Origin of the sequence: Halopseudomonas maritima, from assembly GCF_021545785.1 — a bacterium.
GTDB classification, from domain to species: domain Bacteria; phylum Pseudomonadota; class Gammaproteobacteria; order Pseudomonadales; family Pseudomonadaceae; genus Halopseudomonas; species Halopseudomonas maritima.
Genome location: NZ_CP079801.1, coordinates 1,248,292 through 1,259,798 on the forward strand (window position 1 = coordinate 1,248,292; position 11,507 = coordinate 1,259,798).

Consider the following 11,507-nt stretch of genomic DNA (forward strand, 5'->3'; position numbering starts at 1 on the left):
TCCCATATAGTCACCCACGCCAGAACATGGGGGTAAAGAGTACCATCAGCGTCAGTAACTCCAAGCGCCCCATCAGCATGGCAAAGGACAACAGCCACTTGGCCGCCACCGGCATGCTGGCAAAATTACCCGCCGGGCCAATGATGTCACCCAACCCAGGCCCCACGTTGGTCAGCGCGGTGGCCGCTGCCGTCAGACTGGTCATCAGGTCCAGCCCCATCAGCGCCAGCAGCAGCGTTGTCACCGCCAGGGTGACAAAAAACAGAAAGGAAAAGGCAACGGCCGAGAGGATGATATCGTCCTGCACCGGCCGGCCGTTGTACTGGGTGACAAACACCCCGCTGGGGTGAATCAGCTTGCGAATCTGGCTACGCAGAAACAGATAACTCAGCTGAAAGCGAAACACCTTCATGCCGCCGCTGGTAGAGCCCGAGCAGCCGCCGATAAACATCACCACAAAGAACAGCGCGATACTGAAGGTACCCCACTGGGTGTAGTCGGCCGAGGCAAACCCGGTAGTGGTGATCACCGACACCAGATTAAAGGTCGCCAGGGTGAAGGCTTCGAAGGGCGCAAACAATTGCAGCTCGACCAAATCAGCGGTCAACAGCAGCGACACCGCCGCAATGATGGCGAAAAACCCCAGCACCTGCTGATTTTTAAACAGCTCCAGCGAGCGCCGCTGAAAAAAACCGATCAACAGGGTAAAGGGTAACGCGCTGAGCACCATAAACAGGATGGAGACCCACAGCACGCCAAGCGAGAAGCGCCCCATGGAGCGATCATCCGTCGCAAAGCCACCGGTCGACACCGTCGCCATAGCGTGGTTGACCGCATCGAACAGACTCATACCGGCCAGCCAGTAACAGAGCGTGCAACAGACCGACAGCGTCAGGTAGGTCAGCACCAGCAGGCGCGCCAGCGATTGCACACGCGGAATCGACTTGTCCGACCAGTCCGAGGATTCGGTATGGAACAGGCGCATGCCGCCCACCCGCAAAAACGGCAGGATAGACACCGCCATTCCAATCACCCCAAGCCCGCCCAGCCACTGCAGCAGCGAGCGCCACAGCAACAGGCTGGGTGCCAGATGCTCGATGCCGCTGAGAACGGTTGAGCCTGTGGTGGTAATACCTGACACCGCTTCGAACACCGCGTCCTCAGCACTCAACTGAAAGTGGCTGAAGAACAGCGGCAAGGCCCCGAACAGCGACATCAGCACCCAACTGAGACTGGTCAGCAGGTACAGCTGACGCGCCACCAGATGAAACCTCCGGTCGCGACACCCCACTACCAGCAGCAGGCCGCAGCCCAAGGTAATGCCAAAGGAGGTCAGGAAGACCTCCATCTCCGGGTCCTGCCGCCACCAGGCAAAAGCCGCCACCGCCAGCATCAGGCCAGCCATGATCAGCGTCAGGATGCCGCAGACAAAAAGAACCGGTCGCAGAAAGCGCACCATGCAAAGAGCCCCCCGAGGGCGCAAGAATGCCGCACATGATAGCCAAAGTGAGCTGAGCGTGCGCGGCATCCTCAAGCAAAGGCGTATTACCGAAGTACTGATATTCCACACGACCACTGCGCGTGCTCAAACGTGCAGGATGTAGAGGCTACCCTCCATCGACAGCACGCACCGCGCCCTGTGCAGCCAGCCTTTTCAGCTCTTGCACGGTCATTTATCCACTCCCGCCTGTCAGGGGGCGAAGAACTCACCGCTATTGACCGCCGTCACGTTAACCACCGGCAGCAACGAGGGGAACGGCAAAGCCACGCTCCTGTGCGACTCAAGCCTGCAGCCGAGTAGCGACGAAGCGGTTCAATAGCAGATGCATGAGGTACACCGCCGTCAACGAGAGCAATACCGCCACAGACAGCGACCAGAATCGGTACAGGTCACTATAGAACAGGTCTTGCCTGGGAGAGAGGTACTGGCCAAACAGGATCGACATGGTAGTCAACGCGGCAAAGCCCGCGCCTGTGCCCCCTTCCAGCAGGTGGATACGGGCGAACAACATCAGACTGACCCAGAGTCCGGCAGCCACAAAGGGCAGTACGTCAAAGTGGTTCATCAGCACAAACTGCACCAGCAAGCCGACGTTGCAGCCAACCAGTGTACCCAAGGCGCGATTCCAGCCTGCCGGCCCGGCGCCTTTCCAGTTCAGCGGGAACAACACCAGAATACTCGCCACCTGCGCCGACAACCCGCTCTGCAGGTTGAACACCTGAAAGACGATATAGGACAGGGTCGCTACCGTAGTGGCCAGTATCACTTCATGGCGCTGATTGGTCAGCGGCTTGCTCGGCATCTGCCGTGGCTGGCGCGGCGCCACATCGGCAAACACCACGTGCATCAGCATTGCGATACCCAGCGTGGTAAACACCGAGACAATATTGGAGGCCACGATGTCGCCAATGTCCGCGGTCGGGTAGCTGGCAAAATGCAGCTGCATCGACATGTTGACGATCGACATGGCGCCGAAAAGGAAATGGGCACCACGGCTCATCTGCCGAAACAACAAGGCGAACATGCCCGCCACCAGCAGCGTCATGGGCACCGGCTTGTCGCCGAACAAGCCCTGCACCACCAGCACCGACAGGGTTACCACCAGCATGTTGGCGACAAACTGGCGCATGACATGACCGTTGAGCGTCGGCACCATGCCCAGCAATAGAATCGGCTGCACCACAAAAAAGGCGCCGTAGTTCCAGCCCATCAGCTTGCACAGCACAAAGCCGAGGGTGCCGCCAAAGGCGATGCGCAGACACTGACGCACATCGTTGGCGTCAAGCTGCCGCTTGCTCATCAACAAAATGGGTTTCACGGCCGGGCCTCAGTAGATGTAATGCATGAGGCTGACCAGACGAATCTGCACACTACCCAGCAGCTCTGCCAGGCCACCAACCGGGTAAAGCTGCACGGTCGCGCGCGCACCTGAGGGCAGCTCGCTGAGCAACGCCGGTTCTTCCAGCTGCAGGTGAATGCGTTGGCGCTGGGCATCGCGCACCCAACGATCAGAGGTTTCCGGTGCTGCCAGCGTCCCGTCGGGCAACAGCTGCCCCTGCTGGGTGCCAGCGTCGACCGCGGTAACCCGGGCATCGAACACCTTACCCGGCAGGGCATCAAACACCACCGCTGCGGCCTCGCCACGCTGCATGTGCACCAGCGACTTCTCGCGAAAATCAGCAATCACATCAGCATCATCGCTGACCAGCGCGGCCAGCGAGCCGCCAACACTGGCAAAGGTGCCGGGCTTGACCTGCAGGTTGGAAACAATGCCGGTTTGCTGCGCACGCACCTCGGTATACCCCAGATTGAGCTCGGCACGCTCCAGATCGTTACGCGCCTGGCGCAGGCGCAGGTTGTCCTCATCGGTCAAACCGCGCTGCACCCGCAACTGCTCGGCGCGCGCCTTGGCGCTGGACAGAGCCGACTGCGACGACTGATAGCGTGACTGGGTCTGGTCATACAGCTGCTGGGACACATTGCCGCCGGCCAACAGGGTGGATAAGCGAGCGTGCTCGCGCGCCAGCTCGTTCACCTGCACCTGCGCGGCGCGCACCTCGGCCTCGGCCGCCGCCAGCGACGCGTCATAACCGGCGTTGTCGCGTTCTGCCGCTTCCAGCGCCAGCTGCGCCTGCTGCACCGCCAGTCCGTATGGCCGTGGATCAAGCCTGAACAGCACGTCGCCGCCCTGGACATGCTGGTTGTCAGTCACCGGCACCGTCACTACTTGCCCGCTGACTTGCGGGGCTACCCGCACCACCGGATGCATCACGCGGGCCTGCGGCGTCAACGGCATCCACAGGTCAGCGGCCAAAAAGTACACAAACACCACGGCGAACAGCAACAGGGCAGCCCGCACCCAGCGCGCAAATATCTGGTCTGGGGTCACGCTGACGCCTCCCCGGGGGTCAATATCCCGCGTACATTAACTTCCATCTGCAACAGCACCTCGGCAAAAGCATCGAGTTGCTCGGTGCTCAGGCCCTGATAGATCTGCTCACGTACTCGCGCCACATGCACCGCCAAATCAGCCACCCGCTGACGCCCCGCCGGGGTAAACCAGAGGGTGTGCACGCGACCATCGGCCGGATCCCGGCGGCGCTCGATCAATTCCTGCTGTTGCAGCTGATTCAGTGTGCGCGTCAGCGAGGGCATCTCGATCGCCAGCTCATCGGCCAGCACCTGCTGGGTGCAGCCCTCCCCGACCTTGACCAGATGCAGCAGGACCGCCCAGCGCGCCTCGGTCATCCCCAGCTCACCGACCGCCTGATTGATCGCGCTGCGCCACAGACGATGTATCCGCCCCATGGCTGCGCCCATCGAAGGGCGCAGGGTTTCGTGCAGCGCAGGCGTCTTGTCGCTCATGTTCCACCCCAAAATTAATTAGCTTGCTAAGCATTAGTCTACGCCCTTGCAGTTATTTAGCAAGCTAACCATTGATGCATTCTTGCAACAAGCCGTCGCGCACGCTGTCCCAAGACCCGTGTATTCGCTACAGTTCAGCCTTTGAATTACTGCTACAAGGAAGCCCCCCATGTCCTACATCGAAGACTCGCTCTCCAGCGGCGAAGTCATCCACAAGGTATTTCAGCTGCACTGGTTTGCCCGCGTCCCCATGTACTGCTGGCTGGTACTGGGGCTGGTGACCTTCGGGCTGACCTGGCTGATTGCGTTGTACGAGTACTTCCGTCTGCGCTCGATCGAGCAGGGCGTGACCAACAAGCGGGTGATCCTCAAGAACGGCATCATCAGCCGGCACACCGAGGAAATGAAGCTCAGCTCCATCGAAACCGTGGAAATAGAACAGGGTATCTGGGGGCGCATGTTCGGCTACGGCACGATCAAATTGACCGGCCGTGGCATCAGTGACGTGAAATTCCGCAATATCGACGACCCCATGCAGGTCAAGCGCGATATCGAAAGCGTCAGCAACCCAATCGAGTAAGCGCTACAGCAGAAACAGCGTCGCCAGGCCAAGGAAGGCCAGAAAGCCAACCACGTCGGTGACTGTGGTCAGAATCACACTGCCAGCCAGCGCCGGGTCAACGCCAAAGCGGCGCAGCAGCAGCGGGATCGCCAAACCGGATACCGCGGCGCACATCAGGTTGAGCAAAATGGCTGCCGCAATCACCCCGCCGAGCGCCCAACTGCCAAACCAGAGCACCGCCAGCGCCGCCACCACCAGGGCCCAGAGCACGCCATTCAAACAGGCGATGCCAATCTCCTTGCTGAGCAGCAACCGCGCGTTACCGCCCTCTACCTGCCCCAGCGCCATGCCGCGCACCACCAGCGTTAGCGTCTGACTGCCGGCAATGCCACCCATGCTGGCCACAATCGGCATCAGTACCGCCAACGCGACCAGTTGCTCCAGCGTGCCCTGGAACAGGCCAATCACCCAGGCGGCCAGAAAGGCGGTCACCAGGTTGATCCCCAGCCAGACCGCGCGGCGCCGGCTGCTGGTCAATACCGGCGCGAACATGTCCGCCTCATCATCCAGACCCGCCATGCTCATCATCGCGCGCTCGGAATCCTCACGGATGATGTCCATCACGTCATCCACGGTGATACGCCCGATCAGCAGTTGGTTCTCATCCACCACCGCGGCCGACAGAATGTCCAGATCCTCGAAGCGGCGCGCCACATCCTGGCTCGGCAACATGACATCAAAGGGCTGAAAATCGGCATCCATCACCTCGCTGACCGCGGCCTCCGGCGCACTGGTCACCAGACGACTGAGGCGCAGCACGCCCTGATAGCGATTCTTGCGATCCACCACCATCACTTTGTCGGTGTGGTCCGGCAGGTCCTCCAGTAGGCGCAGGTAACGCAGCACCGAGCCGACCCGCACGTCAGCGCGTACGGAGATATGGTCGGTATTCATCAGACCGCCCGCCGAATCCTCGGGGTAGGACAGCATCGACAGCAACTGCTGCCGCTTGCGCACGTCCATGGCCTGCAACAGTTGCCGGCCGCTGCCGCTGGGCAGCGCCTGGATCAGGTCGACCAGATCGTCGAGATCAAGCTTGCGGGCGGCGGCAACCAGCTCGTCTTCCTCCATCTCCAGCGCCAGACGGGCGCGCACTTCATCGTGCAGATGGACCAGAATCTTGCCGGCACGCTCGGCGTCGAGCATCTCCCAGACGCTGCTGCGCTCAGCCGGCGGCAGCGCCTCCAGCAGGCCAGCCGCCTTGGCCGGGTGCATTTGCCGGAAGGCCTTGCCCACCCGCTTGAACTTGCCTGCTTCCAGGGCATCACGCACCCGCGCGATCTGGGTGGCCGCGCCGTCCCCCTCCTCACTTTCTTCGGCCAGGTCGGACTCTTCCGGCTCGCGGCGCAGTTGGGCGCCCAACAGCGGACTCAAATGTTTGAGCACCTGCTCTTCGCGATCGTCATCAATCTGCTGCCAGAGCGCCGCGCGCAACTCGCCATCCAACGTCTCCAGCAAACTGGCGACCTTGCCCGGATGCATACCGCGCAGCAACTTGCGCACCCGCTTACGCTTGTCGCGCTGCAACGCCTCGATGATCGGATCGAGTTCGGTGCGGGTGTCTTGGCTGTCGGTATCGGTCATAGGCAAGCAGCTTCCGGCAGGATAACGGGCAAACATCACGGCAAAACAACAATGTACCGCCGAGAGACGATATTCACCAGAACAGGGTCACCACACACAAACCACATACACAGCACAAATGCGATCGACACACTGCCAGTCACTGTCCACAGGGAGACTCGACATGAAGACCGCATTTCTCTGGCTGGTGCTACTTGGCACCTTCGCCTCACTCACCGCCCAAGCGGGCACCAGCAGCAACCCCCCAGGCACCGGCAGCTTCCTGCTGCGCGCAGACGACGGCAGCTGGCAACCCGCGCTGCTGCTCAATACCGACATGCAAGTGCAGGTCAGCGGCCCAGTCGCTGAGGTGCAGATTCGCCAGTCCTTCAGCAACCCGGGCGGCGCCTTTGCCGAGGGCCGTTATGTGTTGCCGACCAGCGAAGGCGCTGCCGTGCATGCCATGACCCTGGAAATCGGTGAACGCCGCATCAACGGCGTGATTCAGGAGCGCGAGCAGGCACGCAAGACCTACGAGCAAGCCCGAGACAATGGCCAGCAGACCGGCCTGGTCGAGCAGGAACGCCCCAACCTGTTCACCACCTCGGTCGCCAATATCGGCGCCGGCCAAACCATCAGCGTGATCATCCGTTATACCGAAGTACTGCAGCCAGACGCTGGCCGCTACAGCCTGCGCCTGCCGCTGACCATGACCCCGCGTTACAACGCTCGTCCGCAGCCGGTCGATGGTCAGCAGCATCCGCAACGGGGCAGCTCTGCCAGCCCGGAAGGGCCGATTGTCGGCAGCCTGTGGCGGGATGGCCCATCCCACCAAGCCGACATCCAGGTCACGCTGGACAGCGGTTTTGCTCTGCATGAGGTAAGCAGCCCAAGTCATGCGATCAGCAGCCACTTCAACGGCCGCCAGTACCGCATTCAGCTGCAGGACAACCCGGTGGTGATGGACCGCGACTTTGTGCTCAACTGGCAACTGCCGAGCGAAGCCGGCAACCAGATCGCTGTATTCACCGAACAGGTAAGCGACGAGCACTACGCACTGATGATGCTGTCACCTGCCGCCGAACCGGTTAGTCGTGAGCGCCAGCCTCGCGAGGTGTTTCTGATTCTCGACACCTCCGGCTCGATGCAGGGCGAGCGCATTCGTCAGGCCCGCGACAGCCTGATTCACGCACTTGGCCGCCTGCAGCCCGAAGACCGCTTCAACGTGCTCGAATTCAACAGCGAGTACAGCATGCTCTATCGCGAGCCGGTCAACGCGACCGAAGACAACCTGAGCGAGGCCCGCAGCTGGGTCGCGGGCCTGCCCGCCGGCGGCGGTACCGAAATGCTGCCGGTGCTGCGCGCAGCGCTGACCCAACCGAACGAGCCCGGCTATCTGCGCCAGCTGATCTTTATCACCGACGGCTCGGTCAGCAACGAGCGCGAAGTGCTGAAAATGATTGAGCAGCGCCTGCGTCAGGCCCGCGTCTTCACCGTGGGCATTGGCGCTTCCCCGAACAGCTTCCTGCTGCGTAAGGCCGCCGACGTTGGTCGCGGGCAGTTCACCGCTATCGACGACCGGGCGGGGATCGGCGCTGCCATGGAGCGCCTGTTCGAAAAACTGGAATCACCAGTGCTGACCCACCTGCAGCTGGAGTTGCCAGAGGGTATCGAGGCGGAAATCTGGCCGCAAAAGCTGCCCGACCTGTACAGCGACCAGCCGCTGCTGATTGCCATGAAACTCAACCAGCTGCCCGAGCAGATCGCCCTGCATGGTCAACAGCCCGAGCCGTGGGAGCAGCACCTGCAGATCCCCGAGCCACAACAGGGCAACGGCATTGCCAGGCTGTGGGCACGCCGCAAGATCGAAGCCGCGATGGACCGCCTGAACGAAGGTGCCACCGAAGAAGAGGTTCGCAATCAGGTGTTGCCGGTAGCGTTGGAGCATCAATTGATGAGCCGCTTTACCAGCTTTGTCGCGGTAGAGGAGCAACCGGTGCGCGCCGCCGACGAGCCACTGGACAGCCAGCTGGTCCCCAACCTGAATCCGGTCGATCACCGTCTGTATCCGCAAACCTCGCTCGGCCTCACCGGTCTCTGGGCGCTGGCGCTGGCGCTGCTGCTCGCCGCCTGCGTCGTCCTCAACTGGAAGCCGCGCCATGCGTAAGCTGGTTGCCGCCGCTCTGCTGCTGGGGGCCATCGCCGTCGCCGCGCAGGGTGGCTGGTTGCAGGCCAAGGCATGGCTGGCCCAATGGTTGATCGCCGATGCCTGGACCGAGCAGCTGCAGGCGGGCACACCGAGCAAACCCTGGCCCTGGGCCGACACCTGGCCGGTTGCCAAGCTGACCACACCCGACGGCGAGGCCCGCTACGTACTCGACAGCGTCAGCGGTCAGGCGCTGGCCTTCGGGCCGGGCCAGCTGGACAACGGCGTTGCGCCCGGGCAAACCGGCACCCTGCTGCTGGCCGGTCATCAGGACAGCCACTTTGCCTTTGTCGAGCAGCTGAAAACAGGGCAGGTGTTGACCCTGCAGGACGCCACCGGACGCGAGTACCGCTACCGCGTGGCGAGCCAACGCATCGTCGACAGCCGCAAGGAGCCGATGCTGCTGCAATACGATCGCGCTGAGCTGCGACTGGTCACCTGCTACCCGTTCCGCGCCCTGACCAGCGGCGGCCCCCTGCGCTATGTGGTCACCGCCTGGCTGGAGACACCCGCCTCGTGATTGCGCAGCCCCTAGATAAACCGCCACAATCGGAGGGTGATTCACGGACAGGGCAGACCATGCCGGACAGGATTCTGATTATCGAGGACGAGCCCGCCATCGCCGATGCGCTGGTGTACGCGCTCGGCACCGAAGGCTTCGAGGTGCACTGGTGCGGCCTGGCTGGCGACGGCATGCAGTGGCTGCGCGACAACCCGGTCGACCTGCTGGTACTCGACGTTGGCCTGCCCGACGAAAGCGGCTTTGAAGTCTGCCGCCGCATCCGCCAGTTCTCAGCGCTGCCGATCATGTTCCTGACCGCGCGCAAGGAAGAAGTCGACCGCATCGTCGGGCTGGAAATCGGCGCCGACGACTATGTGGTCAAACCCTTCAGCCCGCGGGAAATCTCCGCCCGAGCGCGCGCCATCCTGCGCCGCACCCGGGCCGAACCGCTGTCCGCTGACCAGCCGGCACCTGCCGAGCTGTTTCTGCACGACGCCGAGCGCAAACGCATTCGCTACCACCAGCAGTGGCTGGATCTCACGCGCTACGAGTACCTGATTCTCAGCACCCTGCTGCTCCGCCCCGAGCACGTGCTCAGCCGAGATCAGTTGATGGAGGCTGTCTGGGCCGACCCCGGTGCCAGTCTCGACCGGGTAATCGACACCCATATCAAGGGCATCCGCACCAAACTCAAGCGTATCCTGCCCAGCCACGACCCCATCATCACCCATCGCGGCCTGGGCTACAGCATCAACCCGCAGCCGCCGGGCACCGACGCATGAGCCTGAGCACCCGCCTGCTGCTTGGCTGGTTTGTCATTGCCGGCCTTGCCACGGTGCTGTTTCTCAACAGTATTCTCAATCAGGTGCCCTCGTCCGTGCGCCAGGCCAGCGAAGAGGTGATGGTCGACAGCGCCAACCTGCTGGCCGAAATCGCCGAGCAGCACTGGCAGCAAGGCTTTGCCGCAGACAGCCCGTTTGCTACCGCCATCAACCGCTATCTGGCCCGCGAGCTGGACGCACAAATCTGGTCACGCCACAAAACCCGCAGCGAGCTGGTGATCTATCTGACCGACATCAACGGCAGCGTGCTGTATCACACCGACCCACAGCAGATCGGCGAGGACTACTCGCAATGGCGCGACGTGTCGCTCACGCTGCGCGGCGAATACGGTGCGCGCACCACGCGCATCGACCCCGAGGACGACACCAGCAGCCTGATGTACATCGCCGCGCCGGTGTACCAGGGCAATCAGCTGGCCGGCGTGCTGACGCTCGCCAAACCCAACGCCAGCTTGCACCCGTTTATCACCCTGGCGCATGGTTACTTCTGGCAGCGCGGCGGGGTGATCCTGTTCGGCGCGCTGCTGCTCGGTGCCGGCATGGCCTTCTGGCTGACCCGCTCGGTCAGGCGACTGGTGGATTACGTCGAGCGGGTGCGCCACGGTGAGCGGGTCAGCCCGCCGCAACTGGCTGACAAGGAGCTGGCCCGCCTGGCCGCTGCCACCGAGGCGATGCGCCGCGAGATCGACGGCAAGGCCTATGTCGAGCAGTACGTGCACACCCTGACCCATGAAATGAAGTCACCGCTGTCGGCCATCCGCGGCGCGGCCGAGCTGCTGCAGGAAGGCGACGTGCCCGCCCCCATGCGCGAGCGTTTTCTGGCCAATATCGACAGCGAGTCCAGCCGCCTGCAGCGGCTGGTTGATCGCCTGCTGTCACTGGCCGGCGTGGAGAAGCGCCAGACGCTTGAGCAGACCGAGCTGGTTGAGCTGGCCGAGATCGCGGCGCTTGAACTGGAAGCCAAACGCCCGCTGGCCGAGCGCAAAAACCTGACGCTGCAACTGGACAGTTGCGCCGACAGCAGCCTGGCCGGAGATCGTTTTCTGCTCGAACAGGCGATCAGCAACCTGCTCGACAACGCCATCGAGTTCAGCCTGCCCGACGGCACCATCACCCTGCAGATCAGCTCCAGCGCCCCGGCGCTGAGCCTGCGCGTGCGCAACGACGGGCCGGCCGTGCCGGACTACGCCCTGGACCGGGTATTTGAGCGCTTTTATTCCCTGCCGCGGCCGGACGGCCAGCGCAAGAGCACCGGGCTGGGGCTGAGTTTTGTCAGGGAGATCGCCAGACTGCACCACGGCCGGGTGAGTCTGCGTAACCGCGCGGAAGGCGGCGTGGAAGTAGAGATGCAGCTGGATAGAGAAGCACAAACGGGAGAAGGTCACCCCTCTCCCGTTTGATACTGG

Annotated in this window: 10 protein-coding genes; 5 read left to right on the forward strand and 5 right to left on the reverse strand. The window is 62.7% G+C overall.

All coding sequences use genetic code 11. From position 1 onward, the window contains the following. Positions 1-10 precede the first annotated feature (10 nt). From HV822_RS05735 to HV822_RS05750, 4 genes are all read right to left on the reverse strand, one after another. Entirely contained in the window at positions 11-1,459 is a 1,449-nt protein-coding gene (locus HV822_RS05735; protein WP_238872792.1) for a TrkH family potassium uptake protein, read from the reverse strand. Positions 1,460-1,781: 322 nt separating this feature from the next. Further along, on the reverse strand, positions 1,782-2,804 hold the full coding sequence (locus HV822_RS05740; protein ID WP_238873549.1) for a DUF2955 domain-containing protein: 1,023 nt from the start codon (positions 2,802-2,804) through the stop codon (positions 1,782-1,784). Positions 2,805-2,828: 24 nt separating this feature from the next. Continuing rightward, a complete protein-coding gene (locus tag HV822_RS05745; protein WP_238872793.1) occupies positions 2,829-3,890 on the reverse strand; it encodes an HlyD family secretion protein in 1,062 nt (353 codons plus the stop codon). Next, positions 3,887-4,366 (reverse strand): MarR family winged helix-turn-helix transcriptional regulator, encoded by a 480-nt coding sequence (locus HV822_RS05750; protein ID WP_238872794.1) that lies wholly within the window; start codon positions 4,364-4,366, stop codon positions 3,887-3,889. The genes HV822_RS05745 and HV822_RS05750 overlap by 4 nt, the downstream gene beginning before the upstream one ends. 169 nt (positions 4,367-4,535) lie before the next feature. Between HV822_RS05750 and HV822_RS05755 the strand changes: the two genes are divergently transcribed. Beyond that, a complete protein-coding gene (locus HV822_RS05755; RefSeq protein ID WP_238872795.1) occupies positions 4,536-4,946 on the forward strand; it encodes a PH domain-containing protein in 411 nt (136 codons plus the stop codon). A gap of 3 nt (positions 4,947-4,949) precedes the next feature. Here HV822_RS05755 and mgtE read toward each other — a convergent pair whose 3' ends face one another. Further along, a complete protein-coding gene (gene mgtE / locus HV822_RS05760) occupies positions 4,950-6,572 on the reverse strand; it encodes a magnesium transporter (RefSeq protein ID WP_238872796.1) in 1,623 nt (540 codons plus the stop codon). 163 nt (positions 6,573-6,735) lie between these two features. Here mgtE and HV822_RS05765 point away from each other — a divergent pair, with 163 nt between their 5' ends. From HV822_RS05765 to creC, 4 genes are read left to right on the forward strand one after another with little or no spacing between them, the layout of a single operon-like run. After that, positions 6,736-8,718 carry a marine proteobacterial sortase target protein gene (locus tag HV822_RS05765; RefSeq protein ID WP_238872797.1) on the forward strand — a complete coding sequence of 661 codons (1,983 nt, stop codon included), beginning with the start codon at positions 6,736-6,738 and terminating at the stop codon, positions 8,716-8,718. After that, positions 8,711-9,277, forward strand: a complete 567-nt coding sequence (locus HV822_RS05770) for a class GN sortase (protein ID WP_238872798.1) — start codon at positions 8,711-8,713, stop codon at positions 9,275-9,277. Before HV822_RS05765 ends, HV822_RS05770 begins: the two co-directional genes overlap by 8 nt. 59 nt (positions 9,278-9,336) lie before the next feature. After that, a complete protein-coding gene (gene creB, locus HV822_RS05775; protein WP_238872799.1) occupies positions 9,337-10,041 on the forward strand; it encodes a two-component system response regulator CreB in 705 nt (234 codons plus the stop codon). Further along, a complete protein-coding gene (gene creC, locus HV822_RS05780) occupies positions 10,038-11,501 on the forward strand; it encodes a two-component system sensor histidine kinase CreC (RefSeq protein WP_238872800.1) in 1,464 nt (487 codons plus the stop codon). Before creB ends, creC begins: the two co-directional genes overlap by 4 nt. Positions 11,502-11,507 lie beyond the last annotated feature (6 nt).

Coding starts and splice junctions, on each gene's coding strand:
- HV822_RS05735 (WP_238872792.1), bottom strand. CDS start 1,459: ATGGTGCGCTTTCTGCGACCGGTTCTTTTTGTCTGCGGCATCCTGACG.
- HV822_RS05750 (WP_238872794.1), bottom strand. CDS start 4,366: ATGAGCGACAAGACGCCTGCGCTGCACGAAACCCTGCGCCCTTCGATG.
- HV822_RS05755 (WP_238872795.1), top strand. CDS start 4,536: ATGTCCTACATCGAAGACTCGCTCTCCAGCGGCGAAGTCATCCACAAG.
- mgtE (WP_238872796.1), bottom strand. CDS start 6,572: ATGACCGATACCGACAGCCAAGACACCCGCACCGAACTCGATCCGATC.
- HV822_RS05765 (WP_238872797.1), top strand. CDS start 6,736: ATGAAGACCGCATTTCTCTGGCTGGTGCTACTTGGCACCTTCGCCTCA.
- HV822_RS05770 (WP_238872798.1), top strand. CDS start 8,711: ATGCGTAAGCTGGTTGCCGCCGCTCTGCTGCTGGGGGCCATCGCCGTC.
- creB (WP_238872799.1), top strand. CDS start 9,337: ATGCCGGACAGGATTCTGATTATCGAGGACGAGCCCGCCATCGCCGAT.
- creC (WP_238872800.1), top strand. CDS start 10,038: ATGAGCCTGAGCACCCGCCTGCTGCTTGGCTGGTTTGTCATTGCCGGC.